Source organism: Parabacteroides goldsteinii, from assembly GCF_020091425.1.
In the GTDB taxonomy this organism is placed as follows: Bacteria; Bacteroidota; Bacteroidia; order Bacteroidales; family Tannerellaceae; genus Parabacteroides; species Parabacteroides goldsteinii.
This window is the reverse complement of record NZ_CP081906.1, coordinates 4,490,727-4,509,774: the sequence shown is the minus strand read 5'-3', so window position 1 is coordinate 4,509,774 and position 19,048 is coordinate 4,490,727. Positions and strand designations below refer to the sequence as shown.

The following is a 19,048-nucleotide window of genomic DNA, read 5'->3' as shown; positions in this document are numbered from 1 at the left end:
TTTATTCCGATTTAATAACTTCCGCCGGATTCTGATTGGCTGCTCTCCATATTCTCCAACCTGTACATAAAGTGATGAGTGCTGCTAATACCAGCCATATTACCGGATAAATCCAGAAGTCTATCCGGGTTTGAAGTACATAACTTTCCACCCACGGTTTCATGATGAGGTAACCGGTCGGGAAGGCAATGGCAGAGGCGACCAATAATAAAAGCATGTATTTCAACAGGAAAGACTGCATGATATGAGGTGTTACTGCGCCGTTCACTTTCCGGATGGCAATCTCTTTGCGGCGTTTCTCACAGTCGAGAGTGACGAGTGAGAAGACTCCGAACAGGGAGATCAATACACAGACCAGTGTCACGAAATCCAGCATCATCAGCAAAGCGTTTTCCGATTTCAGGAATTTACCGTATTCTTCTTCCATATTGTTGATCCGGCAACTTCTGACGTCCGGATTTAGTTTTCTCACTAATGCGTCCAGCCGTTGTTTGCAGTTAGTCCAGGTCCCTTCCTGATATTTGAACAGGATGGAACTGTCGTTAAATTCGGCTTTTTTCTTGAATACCATAAAGCCAGGCTTGCATGGTACTGTCGGAGGTGCAATATAGAAGTCTTTAATGACACCGGAGATTATCCAGGGATTGTCGCCTCCGATTGTTTTCCCGATCGGGTGATCCATATTCAACTCTTTGATTCCGGCCTGGTTGATTAATATATGATCGCTGTTCCCATCGGCAGGGATCTCTCCTTCAAGAAGTTGGAATTCATAAAATTTGAAGTATGCCTGGTTACAGTCGAACATCTCCAAGCTGACGGAAGCAGTGGAATCCTGGCGTCCATCCCATCTGTCTATTGTACTATAAGAACGGGCATAGCGAGGGAAGATGGCTGATATGCTATCGGGAAATATTTCGGTTATAAATGGGACTTTCGCCATTTCTTCTCTTAATCCGTCGATGGACGGATATGTATTAATGCAGGCCCGGTTTGTCCGTTCGAATCCAAAGTCGGCCTGGTTCAGATGGTGGATTTGTTTCATCAGGATTACCGCGCAGAAGATAAAACAGATACTGATCACGAATTGTGCTATCATGCTGACTTTCTGGAATATATTTTTGCTTTTGCTTCCGGTTGAACCTTTTAGCATGGCATTCAGTGTCTTTTGCCTGAAATAATAGATTGGGTATAAGGATAATAAGAAAGAAAGGGAGGCTACGATTGCGGTATATTTAATGGCAGCCAGGTAGATATCCATATTATCCAGTTTTATTTCTGATAACTCCCTGAATGTCGGCAATGCTAATTCTATCAGGATTAAACCGGTGAATAAAGCAAGCAATAAGGTGATCGAATATTCGACTCCAAATAAAACCATCTGGTTTTTATCAGACGATCCGCAAACTTTCCGTAAGGCAATTTCGCGGCTACGCATCCGGATCCGTGTAATAAATAGAGTCAGATAATTGAATAAGGCACATAATATGACCAATCCGCCTGCCGAGGCAAACAGGAGGATATGTTCGTATTTGACTGTTACAACCCGATTGGGACGGTCATAGCGCATGGAGGTAATAGGTGTCAGTACGATCTTATCGACAGAAAATGTTTGGCCGGGTTTCGTCTTATATTCATCGAGTTTTTTTCTGAATGCCTGAATATCGGCACCTTCCCGCAGTCTGATAAATGTTTGCCAGGCAGAGGCATTCCATTCTTTTCCGAAACTGTTTGATTCAAGAAAATCGAACGGCAGATTACTATGCGTATCCCAGGGCTTAACGACTGCACAAATGACCTTATCTCCATAGATATCGATTTCTTTTCCGATAGGATCTTCTGCGCCGAACAATTGTTTGGCAAACCGGTCGGTGATAGCCAGTTTATTATTATTCTGAAGCATAAAATCCCGACTACCGCTGATTAGCTGAAAATCGAACATGTTTACTGTCGCAGAATCGACTCCGATCTTAAATGAAGTATATTCTTTCCCTTTATATTTGAATGCCATCCCCCAGGCTTGCATATTGCAGGCATCTTCCACTTCCGGAAATGTCGCTTTCAGGAAACCGGCTAACGGATAAGGCGTAATTTCCGATATGCCGCTGCTGGACATATATGATTCAACGCGTACCAGATAAATCCGGTCGGCCCCTTTATGAAAAGTGTCGTAAGTCTGTTCGTATCGTATCCACAAGGTAGACAGGGCAAAACAGGTAAAACCGATAGCCAGGCCGATGATGCTGATAACGGATTGCGATTTGTACTTTATCAGATTACGGAATGCGAGTTTGATATAATGTTGTAACATGCTCATAATATAATCGTTGAATTTATTCGGATTTAATCACTTCTGCCGGATTCCTGTCTGCGGCTTTCCATATGCGCCAACTTATGCACAAGGTAATAATAAATATGAGACAGATCAAAAGAACCGGATAAATCCAGGCGCTTATCTCTGTTTGTATCACATAATTCTCCAGCCAGGGCTTCATGATGAGGTAACCGACTGGCAAGGCGATACATGCTGCCAGGCAAAGCAGCAACATATACTCCTTAAAGAACATGCGTATAATCATTCGGGCAGTAGCTCCGTTTACTTTGCGGACGGCTATTTCCCTACGGCGTTGTTCGCAGTTGAGGGTTATCAGGGAGAAAATACCGAACACAGAGATGAGGATGCAGACTACCGTAACGAAGTCGAGCAACTTGATCAGGGCATTTTCCGATTGGAGGAATTTGTCATATTCTTCTTCGGCGCTGTCTAATCTGTAGAAGGTAAATTCCGGGTGCTTTTCTTTGATCAACGCGTCGATCCGTCGTTTACATTCCGGCCATTGTCCTTCATGGAATTTGAAAAGCAACATTCCTCTGGAACTGATCGAATAATAGTATTCCTGAACGGTGAACATAATCGGTTTCACCGGTATGGTAGGCGATTCTTTACAGAAGTCGCGTATAACACCGATAACCTGTAAACGGGTTGAATCGAACTTTTGGAAATATTTACCGATCGGGTCCCGCCATCCGAACTCCCGGACTGCTGCTTCGTTGATCATCACTTTGTCCTTTTGATCGTCGTCCTTTAGCATTTTACCACTCAGAAGTTTCAGGTTATAGTAATTGCATATTTGTTCGCCACTGGGGATAAGTTCCAGGCGTATTTCATTTGCTGATGCCGGTTTTTCATCCCATTCCTTCGTTGTCATATATTGTTTTCCTGTGAAAGGTATGAATGCATTATGATTGCCCGGGAGAATAGTTGTAATCATAGGTATTTGTTTCAGTTCCTCCCGCAGACTGGCTTCGGACGATTTGGTACTGAATACGAAAGATGCCCTTCCGGCCCGTTCCACGACACGGTCGGAATGTGAAAGGAAATGTATCTGTTTAATCATTACGACCGTACAGAAGATAAATCCGATACTGATGATAAACTGGAATACCAGGAAGAACTTCTGGAAATAATTCTTTCCGTTCCCTTTCTCCGTCCCCTTGATTGCAGCGTTCAACGACTGGCGGCGGAAATATTGGATCGGGAATAAAGAGATAAAGAATGACAGTACTGCCACAAAAAGCGAATAAAGGATAGCTTCCAGGTAGATTCCGTTGGTGGCCGTATGGATTTCGGATAATTCCCGGAAAGTCGGTAGTATCAGTTCGATCAGCAACATGCCGATGAAAATGGCGGCTAGCAAGGTCAGTAGATACTCTATGGAGAATAAACCCATCAGATGCCGGTCTGAGGAGCCGCACACTTTACGTAAGGCAATCTCTTTTCCGCGCATTCGTATCCGGCTGACGAACAATGTCAGATAGTTGAACAGCGAACAGAGGATAACCAGGCCGCCCGATAATGCAAACAGCAGGATATGATTGAATTTAACGGTCGCTTCCTCTATCGGATGATCGTAACGCAGCCGGGTGATCGGTGTCAATACTAAATGTTCCAGTAGCGTATGATCTTGTTCAATCGTATGTTCATATAGCTTTTTGCTGAAAGCCTTGATGTCTGTCCCTTCCCTGACTTTGATATAAGTAGACCAGTTGAGAGCGCCCCAATATGCATATTGATGATTGGCTTCTATTATATCAAAGGGGATATTGGTATGTGTTCCCCATGATTGGACGACTGCACAGACCGGTCTTTTCTCATTATAGATCATCAATTCTTTTCCGATCGGATTCTCTTTACCGAATAGTTTTTCGGCAAGTTCTTCGGTGATGGCTATTTCTTTATTATCAGGTAACAGGAAATTGGTGTTTCCGCTTATCAACCGGACCGGAAATGTTTTCATCAGGGCGGAGTCCATATCTATTATACAGGATGGATGGGTAATTCCCTCATATTTGAATTCAGAATCGCCACCCCGTGTATTGCCGGCCTGTTCTATCTCAGGAAATGTCTCTTGCAGGTAAGCCGCCAGCGGGGAGGGGGTGACTGTCGATAAACCGTCTTTGCTGTTTTTGTCTTCGTTCCTGACAAGGAAGATACGTTCGGCTCCTTCACGGAAGTTGTCGTAAGTCATTTCATATCGTATCCATAATGTTGCCAGGGCAAAACAGGTAAATCCCATCGCCAGGCCGATAATGCTGACGATCGATTGCGTTTTGTATTTTAATAGGTTGCGTATAGCAATCAGTAAGTAATGTTTTAACATGGTTTTAATTGTAATTGTATATTGAAAAATACAAAAGATGTGCCAAATGGGTAACTTCTTAGTAGCTATGCTGTTATCGGATGTAGGGTGTTGGGGGCTGTGTGTGTATCCGCACGAATTACGTTCGTTTGCGCACGGTGTTGTGCGAATGGTACGGAATAATTAACGTATCCTTCCATCTACTTTGCCGTAGAAAATGTAAAGCGGATTGGTTATATTTTATAGTTTTGTGGTTTATAACTCTATAAGTATGCAGATACCCGTATCACGATATATCTTTTTAGTGGCTTTTTGTTTGTTTGCCAGCCTTCATATGCAGGCACAGTTTCTGGATTACGGCTCCGATCCGGCACGGTTCAAATGGAACATTGTCAAGTTGCCCCATTATAACCTGGTGTATCCGCAGGGTAACGATTCGATGGCTTATAACTACGCCCTCTATCTGGAAAATGCTTATCCGCATTTGCAGAAGACGATCGGGACAGGGATGCAGAAGAAATTTCCGGTGATTCTCCATCCGGCTAATATGTCGTCCAACGGATTGGTATCGTGGGCGCCTCGCCGTATGGAACTGATCACGACGCCTTCCTCCAAACTCGATGGGGTGAGCTGGGACAAACATCTGGTGCTGCACGAGTCGCGGCATGTCCTCCAGACAAGCAAGGTGATGCGTGGCTGGTTCAAACCTTTATACTATATAATCGGTGAGCAGGCGGCGGGTGTTGCTGCCTTTTTCATGCCGAGCTGGTTTCTGGAAGGCGATGCGGTGGGAACAGAGACTTCCATGTCGAACGGCGGGAGGGGACGGTTGCCGGAATTCAGTATGCCTTACCGTGCCCAGATGCTGGGAGAAGGAAAGAATTACTCGTTCGATAAATGGTATCTGGGTTCTTATAAAGATTATACGGGCGATTATTATGCATTGGGTTATAACCTGACTTCTTTTGCCCGCCACCGTTTCGGGGCGGATATATGGGATAAGACGACCACCCGGTATGTGAACCGTTTCTTTGCGATCCCGATGTTCAGCAATGCCTTTAAACATAATGCCGGGATAAGTATTGACGGACTGTATAATGAGACGTTCGACTTTTTGCGTAAAGAATGGAGGAAGATGGACACTGCTGCCGTTATTCCCGATTATCTTTCGCCGAAACCCGGAAAATATACTTCTTACCGTTATCCGCAGGCTGTGAACGACTCGACGGTTATTGCCGTTAAATCAGGTTTGCAGGATATCAATTCGCTGGTTTCGGTAACGAACGGAAAGGAAAAGAGATTGTGCTATCTCGGAACGATCAACAGCCGTTTGAACCTGGCCGGCAATAAGGTGTACTGGACAGAGATTGTTCCGGGCCTGCGTTGGACACATGAAAATTATTCCGTTATAAAACAATATGATTTAGAAACGGGAAAGGTGACGATACTTACTCCCCGCGGACGTTATCTGGCTCCGGCTATCGACAAGGACAACCGGACGGCAGCCGTTTCCCGTTTTACGGTAAGCGGTGAAAACCAGTTGGTGCTGGTCGACCTGGCAACGGGAAAGGAACAGCGTTATTTTACTGTTCCGGATAATGCCTTCATCAAAGAGTTAACCTACGATGATAATGGAACGATTACTGCCGTAGCCGTAACCGCTACCGGTATAAGTCTGCTGCAACTGGATACGCAGACCGGTGCATGGAGTGAATTGCTGGCAACCACTTCCGTAAATATTACCGCTCCGCTTTGGAGCAACGGCAAACTGTTTTTTGAATCGGGAGCCAACGGAACTAATAACATATATTATCTGAATCCGTCGGATACAGCCACTTACCGGTTGACATCTGCCCGTTTCGGGGCTTTCGATCCGGCTTTTACTCCCGGTAAAGACAAACTGCTTTATTCGGATTACCAGGCAGACGGGTATCGTATCGGTTCTTTGGCGGTGGATAGCCTGGAAGCGGAAAAGGCGGATTTGGGCGAACCTTATCATTCTCCGCTGGTTACTTCGCTGGTTGAACAGGAGCAGTTCAATCTGGATTCAGCCAAACTGACTCCTATCGAGTTTAATCCGCGTCCTTACCGCAAAGGAGCGCATACGTTTAAGTTACATAGTTGGGCCCCCTTTTATTATGATGTGGCGGAAGCGATGAATACGGGGGCTGACGATCTGAGTACGATCGTGAAACCGGGCGTTATGGTCCTTTCGCAAAACACGTTGAACACGGCTATCATGCAAGCTGGATGGTATTACAATAAGGGTGAACATCATGGCAAATTATCATTTACCTATAAAGGTTGGTTTCCGGTCATCGATATCGCTGCCGATTATGGCGGTAAAGCATTCGATGTAACCTGGGTGACCAACGACAAGGATAAGGAAGTGGCACAGGCAGCAACCGTAAGACGTACCTTGCTGGAGGCCGAGGCGCGTGTCTACCTCCCTTTCAATCTTACCCGCAACCATTATATCCGGGGAATACAACCGGCGGTTGCCTATTATTTTACCAACGACAGGTATCAGCAATATGAAAGCCGTACATATAGCAATTTCCAGTATATCCTGCCGGAAGTATTGTTTTACAGTTACCGCCGGAAAGCCCAGCGTGATATCCTGCCCCGCTGGGGATATCAGTTGCGGTTGCAGTATCTCCAGTCTCCTTTCAATAAGGAAAACTACGGAAGCCTGTATGCCGGACGCCTGACGACTTATTGGCCGGGTATCCTGCGTAATCACGGATTGATGTTGCGTATGGGATACCAATACCAGAGTGTGGACAATAAAACCCTGTATTTAACCAAACATTTGATAGATAAGCCTCGCGGATATAATTTCATGTATCAGACCCGTCAGCAGATTGCCTTTAAGGCTGATTATGCTTTTTCTGTCTTTTCACCGGATCTCAGTCTCGGGCAACTAGCTTATATCCGCCGCCTGCGTGCCAACCTATTTTACGACCTGAACCGTAACCAGGCTGCCAAAGGTCATGACTGGACAACACAAAGTTCATTCGGTACCGATCTGATCTTTGACTGGAATGTCTTCCGGATGAGCTTCCCGCTGACAACCGGCGTACGGTTGATACAACCGATCGATTATGGCAAGTTCCAGGTCGAGGCACTGTTTTCTATCACATTTTAGGAAATAATCGTTCACCCTTCACCCTGATTGGTGTAAGTTGTTGTTTATTTGTTATTTGTGTTGTTGTAAATCAGGTGAATGGTTTATCCGAACCCTTCACCTGGCTTCCTGCCGAGGTTTTATTTGTTAATTGGAAATAGGCTTTCGCGGTCATATTAGAAATAATTGAGCTATCAGTTTATAGCGACGGGAGTAACCAATTCCCCTCTCGAGAGGGGAGACAGGTACAACCAGTCACTATAAATAGCTCACATCTGATAAATTCTGAACTATACCTTTATATCGAACTATCATTCATGTAATAGGGAACTAATCGGAAAGCAATATATAACTAATGGTAAACATACTATCCGGTCGTTTTTTGACTGCCATCGTTAAGCTTGCCGACGTAGGTGGTTAAGCTTAGCGACAGTGTTCGAAAAGCTTACCGGGCGTGGTCGTTAAGCTATTGGGTTATTTCTTTTGTGTTAATATACTATTGTTGGCGGGTTAATGGGTTATATGATAATTGGTAGTAGTTCAGGGTGAAGGGTTTGTAGTAGCCATTCACCCTTTTGCTAAACCGTTCACCTGGATATTGTATTGTAATTGTCATTATATTAGTTATATACGACAGAAAGGTGAATGGTGAACGCTTTTTGCCCGAATTATATAGGTGTACTTGTTTGTCTCCCTGATTTATTCCGTCTTGATAGCTTTTGCCGGGTTTGTCCGTGCCGCTTTTCGGATTTGCCAGATCAGGGTGAGCAGGGAAATACCTGCGGTGATCAGGAAAGCAATAGCGAAAATCCACCAGGATAACGGAGCTTTATTGGCAAAGTTTTCCAGATATCTCGTGATTGCCAGCCAGGAAAGAGGAGTGGCTATCAGGAAAGAGAAACCGAGTAGCTTGTAATATTTCCGCAATAACAAATTCATGATGGCTCCTGTCGTTGCCCCGTTCACTTTGCGGATCGCTATCTCTTTGTAACGCTGTTGAATGTCGAAAAGGGAAAGGCTGAATAATCCCATCGAAGAGATCAGGATGGAGACGAGGGTAAAAACGGAATAGATCCGGGCAACCAACCGGTCCTTTTCGTACATGGCACTGATCTCGTCTTCTACAAAAGTGTATTCAAATTCTCCTCCGATAGTCTTGTCATGGAGTTCTTTCAGAAGTTTGATCGCTTCCGACCGGCGTCCGGGGACAATGGATGCCATGAGTTTCCCAGGATAGTATAGTTCATTCTGCACATCTTTGAAAGTCATGATGACGGGAAGATTACGCTGGGAGAGATGCACTACCTGAAATTCGGGAGTAAAACCTTTTACCAGAAGCGAACTGATGCCATTATACGAATCTTTTTCCAGCTCCGTAGGAGGGATTCCTCCTTTACTGAATAATTTTTTAGCCGTTTCATTCATCAGGATTTCTTTTTCGCTCTTCGGAAAGCCGTCTGCGTAAACTGGTATTTGGTATAAATCAAAGAAACTTTTATATAGTTTGACATGAAGTACCTCCTGCCATTCTCCTCCGGGGATGCGCATACTGACCTTGTCGTAGTTATCAGTTGGTAATTCATACGGACTTTCTCCATAGGAGAACGACTGGAACAGAGGGGATGCTTTGAGTGTTTCCTGTATGGCGGAGGAAACGCTTTCAGTCTGTTTCTGTTCTTCTTCACCATAGAACATCTTTGAAGAAGGACGTATAAACCAGGCTTTTATAATGTCTTTAGTTCGGTATCCCAGGTCAGCATGCAACATGAAGTGCAGTTGCTTCATAAAGAAGATGGATGATATGATCAGGCAACAAGTGATAACATACTGCACGACCAGAAACAACGAACGGGTAGCCATCTTGTTTTTTCCGGGGGTGACTCCCTGAAGTGAACGGATGGTTTGCCGGAAGCTATAGTTGAAAAATGGATATAACGTAATAATCAGTGGAAGTCCCAGCAAAAGAATAACGGTTAATATCATATTGAAAGAAGAGCCGACGGTGGCAGTGATACCTAACTGGTTTTCTTGTATCGGCAGGGTGATTTCGATAATCATCCAACTGAGAAAAAGGGAGATAGTTGTCAGTACCAGATTCTCTGCGTATAGCTGGATGAATAATTGTGCGGGTCTTGCCCCGAATACCTTTTTCATTCCCAGTTCCCGGCCTCGTTTAATGATAACGACCGAATTGATATGGATAAAGTTGAACAGTCCGATCAATAAAAGCAAGATCGCAACGAAGGAAAGGATTTTCAGGCTGTCCGGGTTTCCCTGGCGGAACGTATTTACTCCTTTGTCGACAGCTTTGTCCATGTATAGTTTATCCAGCGGGATGACCCGGAAAGAGAACGTTTTTTGGGCGGCTTTATGGTTTTCTGCCTTGAGTTTTTCGTTAATACGATCCGCATCGATACCGGGATAGGCTAAAGCAACACTAAAGTAATTAACCGGCGGCCAACGCCATTGCAGTTCTTTAGATATCAACAGGTCGAAGGTTAAAGAACTGGGTGTCTCCGTTTCTCCGATAATTCCCTGGATAGTCAGTATATTTCCGTTATAGTCGACGTTCTTACCGATCGGATTTTCTTTACCGAACAGTTTCCGGGCGAATCGGTTTGTGATAACGGCTCCTTTAGGGTCGGCCAACAGTTGTGCACGGTTCCCTTCTACCAGCGGAAAATCCAGTATCTGAAGGAAAGTTGTGTCTGTAGCTAATACATGTGCTTTGAATTTATTCTCATCAACCTGTATTTCGACATTACTGAGGGAGACAAAGGAGGTTCTTTTCTCTATTTCCGGTATATCCAGGGGATTGATATAGTTCTTTTTCAGGAGTATATTATCTGTTGTAAACAAAAGAGGTATCTGTTCACCGCTTTCCTACTGACGTACACTCAGATATATCCGCTCATGGTTGGTATTGAAATGGTCTGTTGTCGCCTCACTATAGACATACCGGCTGATAATGATCACACAGGCCAGGCTTAGCGCCAAGCCAAGGACATTAATAACGGTGTATAAACGGAAACGCATCAGTGAGCGTATGGCTAGTAGGATGATTTTCATATACATTGCTTTTATTGTTTACGATCCCTAAACAAGCTTGTTTGCGATGCCTAAACACCTTTGTTTGTGATGGGCAAACAGGTGTGTTTAGGCATCGCAAACAGATTGTCTTATTCTGCTTTTATGGCTTCCGCCGGATTGGTCCGTGCCGCTTTCCGTATCTGCCAGATTAAGGTTGCCAGCGATATTCCGGCAGTTATGAGCAGGGCGACAGCGAATATCCACCAGGATATAGGGGCTTTGTTGGCAAAGTTTTCCAGATATTTGAAAATAGCCAGTAATGAAACCGGAAGAGAAATGATGAAAGCTAATCCCAATAGTTTGAAATATTTGCGTAGCATCATTTGCATGACTGTACGGGTGGTTGCTCCGTTCACTTTGCGTATGGCAATTTCACGGTATCGCTGCTGAACATCAAATAGAGACAGACTGAATAACCCCAATGAAGAGATCAGAATGGCTATGATTGTAAATAAGGAATAGATGTAAGCCGCCTTTTTATCATCTTTGTAAAGAGCGCTGACTTCGTCTTCGACAAATGAATACTCGAATTCGCCGCCAACGGTATCGTTGTGGAGTTTCTTCAGAAAGGCGATCGCTTCCTGTTTCTTTCCAGGGACAATCGAAGCCATTAGCTTTTGGCTGTTGTAACTTCCAGAGTTGGAAATGACCAGCGGGGCGTTGGGCTTTGACAAGTGTGTGAACTTGAAATCCTTTACTACACCGATAACCTGATAGGGAGGATTGGTACTCATATCATTCCGGCTGGTTATCCATAAACGGCTTTCCGGCTGTAATGATGCAGTTTCTATATTGGTTATGCCAAACAGTTTTTGTGCTGTTTCGTTAATGATGAACTGGTAACCATATGTATTGTCAATAGAGTCGTTCCAGAATCGTCCTTCTTTTAGTTGCAAGCCGTACATTTGTATATTGGTGGCAGACATATAAGCCGAACAAACTTCTTTGTATTCTCCATCCGCAGTTTTCAGACGGATACCGCTTTCCTGTATCGTGTGAGGACTGTCTCCATATACCCATTGATAGAAAAGAGGGCTGGCATTCATTTTCTGCTTTATCTCACCATCCAGCCGGTTAATGTTATTGAAGTATTTGGTCCGGTCTTCATCCGGCATGCTCCATACATTGCTGGGGTGCTTGATGAACTGAGCTTTTATAATATCTTTGGTTTTATATCCCAAGTCAGCATTCAGCATAAAATGAAGCTGTTTCATAAAGAACAGAGAAACGATGATCAGGCAGCAGGTGATAATATACTGAAAAACGATGAAGACAGCACGTGAAACCACTGAATTACCGCTGGTATTTACAGAGCGAAGTGAGGTTATGGGTGGTGTGTAATTATATTTGATAAAAGGATACACGGAGGTTATGGCCGGTAACAGTAACAGGATACCTGTTGAAAGCAAAAGATCGAATGTCAGATTATTTACCTGCGAGATTCCCAGGGTCGATTCGATAGCTCCTCCGCTTATCTCGATTAATATCCAGGCAATAAAGAGGGCACAGCCTATCATTACAATGTTTTCACCGACGAGTTGAACCAGCATTTGGAAGGCTCTTGCTCCAAATACTTTTTTCATTCCCAGTTCGCGTGCCCGTTTCAGCATCAGGACGGTGTAGATATTGATAAAATTGAAGATGCCGATAAGTAAAATTAAAAAAGCGACACCGGCGAGCACCAGGACATTGCTATAGTTTCCTCGCAGGTAAGTATCATCAAACATATTGACGGTCTTGTCGAAGTACGATTTACCGAGAGGAAGCAGTTGGTTCGGTATTTCCTTACTTCCTTCTTTTTTGCTACTGATAAATTCCTTATTCAGTTTATTGATATCAGTACCGGGAGCCAGTAATACGAGAGCGTGGAAAGCACGTCCCCATCTTTCTTGCAGTTGCAAGGAAACGAGCAGGTCAAACTGGATAGAACTTTTATCGACAGGTTCGTCGAGAACCGTGGTGATCGTAATTGTTTTACCGTTGGAATGCTGTATGCTTTTTCCTACTATATCTTTGTCTGTGCCGAACAGTTTACGGGCAAAGTTCCGCGTAATAACAGCTCCTTGCGGGTCTTGCAGCGGAATTTGTTTATTGTCGGATACTACCGGATAATCCAGAATCTGCAAAAAGGCAGTATCGGCAACCAGGATACGTGCATTGTATTTTTTATCATCGACTGTTATATAGTCTTCTGTAAAAGAAGAGAACGGGGCCACTTTCTCGACAGACGGATTATTTACCAACCGAGCGTCTCCTATGCCTGTTCCGGGATTGAAATTGTAATAAAAACGAGGTATTATTTCTTGTTCGAAATGCTGTGTGACCAGACATATACGATCCAGGTTTTTATTGAAATGGTCTACTGTCAATTCCCTGTATACGTGCCGTGATATGATCATGACACATGTCAGGCTCATTGCCAGCCCTAATATGTTGATGACTGTATAGAGCCGGAAACGTGAAAGGGACCGGATAGCAAGTAGTAATATTTTCATGGTAGTTCTTCTTCTGTCTTTTTTATTTCAAAATCAACTCTTCCGCGTCGCCAAAAGTACTGTATCCGGTGACAATAACCTTATCGCCAGCTTGTAATCCGCCGGTGATCTCATACTGCTGCGGGTTCTGTCGGCCGATGCTGATGTTTACTTTGCGGGCTTTTGTCCCGGTCTCGTTCAGCTTATAGATCCATTGGCCGCCGGTCGTTTGGAAGAAGTCGCCGCGCGGGATGACCAGCGCCTCTTCGGGTTGTCCCAGTTCAACCTGTACGCGAAAGCTCTTTCCGATGCGGACATTCTCGGGTGATTCTTCGGTAAAGACAAGATCCACATCGAAGTTACGATCTTTTACTTCCGGTACGACCTTGGTGATGCGTAGCGGATATTTCTTTCCCTGCCAGGTGATGGTGGCGGGAAGGCCTGTCGTGATACGGTCGATATAATATTCGCTGAGTGACGTATGTATCTTGAACTGGTCGAGTACCTTGATTTCGGCGATGGCTTCGGTGCTTTGCACCTGCTGGCCCGGAGTTACCTTGACAAAACTGAGTTGTCCTGCCAATGGGGCGCGGACGATCAGGTTCTCCATGCGTTCCTGGGCGCGGTCGTATTTCTTCCGTTCACGTTCCAGGTCATTCTTCATCAACTCACGGCGGAGGATGGTGGCAGCGCTGTCGTGGCGCAGACCTTCCAGTTGCAGGGCGGTGCTTTGCGTTTTATATTCGAATTCATCCCGCTGTACTTCCAGTTGCGCCTTGCTCTTTACACCCATGCGGAACTCCTCTTCATCGAGGGCGAAGCTCTTTTTCAGGCGGTTGAGTTCATAGGTTGTCTGTAATGTTTGTTTTTGCAGGTCCAGGCTTTTCTGTTCCATTTCGATCTCTTTTTCCTGGAAGGAGATCAACTGCTTTTCCCATTCGTCGCGCTGGTCGTCGATGGTACGTATCAGGTCCGGATTGGTCAGGGTAAGGATGGTGTCGCCCTTCTCCATCATCGTACCTTCTTCAGCTACGATACGTTCGACGCTACCGGCTTCACGTGCGTTTATCTTGATGGTGAGGATGGGTTGAACCACGCCTTCCACATCCACATATTCCATGAATTTATCGGCTTGTGCTTCGCCGATGATGAGGTTATCCGCTTCGGTGCGCAGTTTGCGTCCGCCTGATGCAACGATCGATACATACACCAGCAGGATGACAAAAGCGATACATCCGGCGATATGCCAGCGGTAACGGTAATATACGGGTTTCTTTTCAATAGGTCTGTCCATTATTTATTTCATTAATTGTTCATAATCGAATGTCAGTTCACGATTTTGTTCGAAGTCGTAGCCGGTCATGCTGCGCAGACCGTAGTACAGGCTCCAATAATTATATAAGGCTGTTATATATTCTCTTCGTGCCCGGTCCTTTTCGCTGATGGAGGCATTGAGGTCGAGGATAGTCGATTTACCCAGCAGGTACAGTTTTTGGGCAACATCGTTCCTGCGTTGGGCGGTCTGGTCGGTTTTTTGTGCGATCATCACTTTATCAGCCTGCAGGTTGAACTGTTTGACCATTTTGATGACATTCAGTTCGAAGTCGTTGCGTGACTGCTCCACCTCGGTATATACTTTGTCGCGGTTGCTGAGGGCAACTTTTACCTTCCCTTTACCGACACCCCAGTCCAGGATCGGGATGCGTATGCCAAGGCTGACTAATTGTTGATCCAAAGGGTCCCGGTAAGCCTCTTTCAGTTTTTCGTTTGTCTGCGTCAAGCCGAATTGCATATAGAGGTCGGCTTTGAAGCCGCGGGATGCTTTTGCCTGTGCTACCGCACTTTCGCTTTCCAACCGGCGGCGCTGGAGGTATTCCGGTTCCGGATTATTCTCGTAAGCCAGCTCGAGCGCTTGCTTTACTTCCACATTGAAACGGGGGATTTCTTCGTTTAAACTGGCGATCAGTTCCGAAGCATTGGTGATACCCAGGTAGCTACGCAATGATTGAATACAGTCGTCTACTTCAATACGCGCGTTCATCATATTAGTCTGTTCGGTCAGGAGGTTCAGTTCCAGTTGTAGCATTTCATTTTCAGTGATCGTCCCGATATTATACCGTCCCTGGGCATATTGATAGAGGGTATCGGCATTTGCGTAATTATATTGTGCGATTTCCCAGTTGGTCTGTGCGGTGGCCAATTGGAAAAACTGTTGGGTTGCCTGTGCGGCGACCAGTTCGAGTGTTTCTGTCAGGTTCTTTTTTGATTCGGTATAACGGAGAGGTTCGATTTTCCGATCCCATTTGAACTGGTTGTATCCGAACAGGTTTTGTTCGTAGCCGAGCACGATGGGAGTGGTGTTATACGAACTTGTCTTTTCCGAAAACAAATCGAGTCTTTGCAAGGCTGTTTTCACGAAAAGGCTTCCTCCGGTGAATGGTATATTCTGATTGATCGTGAGTCCGGCATCCACCATCAACTGGTTGCGGTGTACGAAACTTTCGCCTCCGTCGGGTAAGGTCACCGAACTGATCGACCGGTTCAGTGAAGGACTGGAGGTGAAGGTCAGACTGGGTAGCATGTTTGCACGATAGGAACGCCAGTTCCAGTAAGCCGCCCTGAAAGAATGTCGGGCAGCGATGGCCTGTGGAGATTGTTCCTGGGCCATGCGTACGGTCTCAGATAAGGTGAGGCGTAACGTATCCTGCGAGTAAGCCGGGAAAGCGGCCAGTGCAGCAAGGATTATCGATAATATGTGACTTCTCGTATGTTTCATATATTATTAAAAACAAATAGTATGCCATGTTTTTAATATCTTGAATATTAGACAGTAAGTAGTGCGTCCGTTTTTGTGATCAGTGCGTCAGCGCACAAAAAACGTTCGTATTCGCACGCCCTGTTTATTGTTTTAATGCTTATCTTTACCCCCACATATTTAATATACGCATACGATATGAAACAAGGGAAAATACTGATCATCGACGATAATGAAGATGTGCTTTTTGCACTGAATCTGCTGCTGGAACCTTATGTAGAGCAAATCCGTGTGACCACACAGCCGGAGCGTATCGAGCATTTTATGGAAAGCTATGTGCCGGATGTGATCCTGCTGGATATGAATTTCCGAAGGGATGCCATTAGCGGGCAGGAAGGTTTTTTCTGGTTGGAGAAGATAAAGAAGGCGGATCCGGATGCCGTTGTCCTTTTTATAACAGCTTATGCCGATACGGAAAAAGCCGTGCGTGCCATCAAAGCCGGTGCGACGGATTTTATCCCTAAACCCTGGGAGAAAGAGAAGTTGCTGGCCACCTTATCTGCCGCCTTGAAACTTCGTGAAAGCCGTACGGAAGTGCGGTCGCTGAAACGCCAGGTAGCGGCTCTGGAAAGTTCGGATGAGGAAGGTTTCGAGATTATCGGTGAGAGTAATGCCATGCAGGAAATCTTTGCAACGATCGAGAAGTTACGTCATACGGATGCCAATATCCTGATCCTGGGGGAGAACGGAACAGGTAAGGATCTTGTTGCCCGTGCCCTGTATCATCATTCGCCGCGTAACGGACAGGTCTTTGTGGGTATCGACCTGGGAAGTATTCCCGAATCGCTTTTTGAAAGTGAACTGTTCGGTTATGAAAAGGGGGCCTTTACGGATGCCCGCCGTGATAAGCCGGGGCGTATGGAGGTGGCAACCGGCGGGACTTTGTTTCTGGACGAGATAGGAAACCTGAGCATGCCGATGCAGGCCAAACTGCTTACTGCGATCGAAAAGCAGCAGATCACCCGGCTGGGGGCTACCCGTCCGGTTTCGATAGATGTCCGCCTGATCTCCGCTACCAATATGAATATTCGTGCAATGGTGGAGGAGGGGACTTTCCGCCAGGACTTGCTTTACCGTATCAACACCATCGAACTGCATATTCCTCCTCTTCGGGAGCGTGGGAATGATATCCAGTTGCTGGCGGATTATTTCCTGATACGCTATGCCCGTAAATATAAGAAAGAGATAAAAGGTTTATCCCGCGAAGCCCGGAGCAAACTGCAAAACTATAACTGGCCGGGGAATGTCAGGGAGTTGCAACATGCCATCGAGCGGGCAGTGATCCTTTCCGACGGATTGATGCTGAAACCGGAGAATTTTATGCTCCAGCCTTCCGTTACCAAAAAGAAAGCGGAACTGGAAGAACTCAACCTCAGCATTCTGGAGAAAGAAGCGATCGAACGTGCTTTGCGGCGTGCCGACGGGAATGTGACCCGTGCCGCCGAGTTACTGGGTATTACCCGTTTTGCCCTTTATCGGAAATTGGATAAATTGGGCCTATGAAACGGTATACCATCCTGATAAAGATCGTTCTGATCGTTATATTGTCGCTGACAATTGCGTTCCTGATACTGAAAAGCCTCTATTTCACATCGGTAATGATGAGCGCTATCCTGATCGTATTGGCTTTCTCATTGTATCTGGACCAACGGAAAACGATTCGCCGGATGGAACATCTGATTGCGAATATTCATTACGGAGACCTGAATCTGTCTTTTCCGGTTCCTACTTCCGGAGGGGCGGAAGCCGAGTTGACTCGTTCGATGAATGAGGCCCTGAATGCTTTTCGTTCCCGGCTTTATAATTCGGTGGTGGCGGAGGCTGAGACAGAAGCCTGGCAGAAACTGATCCGCGTATTGACTCATGAGATTATGAACTCGATCGCTCCTATTATTTCCCTGTCGGAAACGGTGACGGAGCGTGCCGAATTAAACGGAATGAACGAGCGTGACTACGCAATCATGTTGCAAGCCATACAAACGATTCACCGTCGGAGCAAAGGGTTGCTCGACTTTATCGAAAACTACCGGAAGTTGACCCGTATCCCAACGCCGGCCATGCGGATATTTCTTGTATCGGCCTTATTTGACGATTTGCAGAAGCTGGTTCCAATGGATGGAGTCAATGTTGTTTATTCTATCAGGCCGTCCGAATTAAGATTATATGCAGACCGGGGGATGATTGAACAGGTACTGATTAATCTATTGAAGAATGCGGTAGAAGCCTGTGGCGACAGTATCCGTCCCGAAGTGCGTGTAGAGGCTTTCAGACAAGATGGGATACCGGTGATAACCGTATCGGACAATGGTAGCGGGATTGTACCCGAAGCATTGGATAAAGTATTTGTCCCATTTTTCACCACTAAACCGAAAGGCTCAGGGATTGGACTTAGTGTATGTCGTCAAATCATGAACCGTCATGGAGGAAATATTATGGTCGCTTCCGAAATCGAGAAAGGGACGACTTTTACTCTTCAGTTTCTTGATACGCGTATTCTTTAAAAATTTTTTTGATATTCCAAATATTAACAAATATCCGCGTAGTTCCCGTAGGACTATGGTTTAAAATTGACGCAAATATAGTGTAATTTTCTTATAATTTAATAATAATACCCCGTAAATTTCACATAAGTGTTAATTTTTTGACTGAAAACAGATAGACTTATAGTGTCTGGTTAACAATTACATCCTATTAACGGTACACAATTAGATAACAAACGAAATCGGCAAAAGTTCATTAACATTTATTTGCTAGAATAAAAGCATCTACACAAGCAGAAAAATCACCTAAAATAAATTTATACAATCTTGCTAATCAGTAGTTTAACAACACAAAACCCATACCTTTTCCGCTCTGTTTTCGATGCTGCGAACGGAGTCACAACGGACTCACAACGGAGTCAGAA

At 45.2% G+C, this 19,048-nt stretch carries 10 protein-coding genes; 3 read left to right on the top strand and 7 right to left on the bottom strand.

Annotation, left to right across the window (positions count from 1 at the left end; genetic code table 11):
- Nucleotide 1 precedes the first annotated feature (1 nt).
- On the bottom strand, nt 2-2,314 hold the full coding sequence (locus tag K6V26_RS19240; RefSeq protein ID WP_007655358.1) for an ABC transporter permease: 2,313 nt from the start codon (nt 2,312-2,314) through the stop codon (nt 2-4).
- A gap of 16 nt (nt 2,315-2,330) precedes the next feature.
- On the bottom strand, nt 2,331-4,658 hold the full coding sequence (locus K6V26_RS19235; protein ID WP_224263582.1) for an ABC transporter permease: 2,328 nt from the start codon (nt 4,656-4,658) through the stop codon (nt 2,331-2,333).
- A 250-nt stretch (nt 4,659-4,908) separates the two neighbouring features.
- Here K6V26_RS19235 and K6V26_RS19230 point away from each other — a divergent pair, with 250 nt between their 5' ends.
- Nucleotides 4,909-7,785, top strand: coding sequence for a TolB family protein (locus K6V26_RS19230; RefSeq protein ID WP_007655356.1), 2,877 nt, complete (start codon nt 4,909-4,911; stop codon nt 7,783-7,785).
- A gap of 678 nt (nt 7,786-8,463) precedes the next feature.
- Here K6V26_RS19230 and K6V26_RS19225 read toward each other — a convergent pair.
- The 5 genes from K6V26_RS19225 to K6V26_RS19205 form a co-directional block, all read right to left on the bottom strand.
- Nucleotides 8,464-10,623, bottom strand: a complete 2,160-nt coding sequence (locus K6V26_RS19225; RefSeq protein ID WP_224263581.1) for an ABC transporter permease — start codon at nt 10,621-10,623, stop codon at nt 8,464-8,466.
- Nucleotides 10,624-10,647: 24 nt separating this feature from the next.
- On the bottom strand, nt 10,648-10,833 hold the full coding sequence (locus K6V26_RS19220) for a hypothetical protein (protein WP_224263580.1): 186 nt from the start codon (nt 10,831-10,833) through the stop codon (nt 10,648-10,650).
- A 110-nt stretch (nt 10,834-10,943) separates the two neighbouring features.
- Nucleotides 10,944-13,349 (bottom strand): ABC transporter permease, encoded by a 2,406-nt coding sequence (locus K6V26_RS19215; RefSeq protein ID WP_224263579.1) that lies wholly within the window; start codon nt 13,347-13,349, stop codon nt 10,944-10,946.
- 22 nt (nt 13,350-13,371) lie between these two features.
- Nucleotides 13,372-14,622, bottom strand: a complete 1,251-nt coding sequence (locus tag K6V26_RS19210) for an efflux RND transporter periplasmic adaptor subunit (protein ID WP_010801685.1) — start codon at nt 14,620-14,622, stop codon at nt 13,372-13,374.
- Between the two features lie 3 nt (nt 14,623-14,625).
- The gene (locus K6V26_RS19205; RefSeq protein WP_010801686.1) at nt 14,626-16,104 is read right to left on the bottom strand and encodes a TolC family protein; all 1,479 of its coding nucleotides are present in this window, start codon (nt 16,102-16,104) and stop codon (nt 14,626-14,628) included.
- A 177-nt stretch (nt 16,105-16,281) separates the two neighbouring features.
- On the opposite strand from K6V26_RS19205, the gene K6V26_RS19200 reads away from it, so the two are divergent.
- Together K6V26_RS19200 and K6V26_RS19195 are read left to right on the top strand one after the other, a co-directional pair.
- Nucleotides 16,282-17,646: a sigma-54-dependent transcriptional regulator gene (locus tag K6V26_RS19200; protein WP_007655351.1), complete on the top strand. Its 1,365-nt coding sequence runs from the start codon at nt 16,282-16,284 to the stop codon at nt 17,644-17,646.
- Nucleotides 17,643-18,644 (top strand): sensor histidine kinase, encoded by a 1,002-nt coding sequence (locus K6V26_RS19195; RefSeq protein ID WP_195584084.1) that lies wholly within the window; start codon nt 17,643-17,645, stop codon nt 18,642-18,644. Before K6V26_RS19200 ends, K6V26_RS19195 begins: the two co-directional genes overlap by 4 nt.
- Nucleotides 18,645-19,048: the final 404 nt, after the last annotated feature.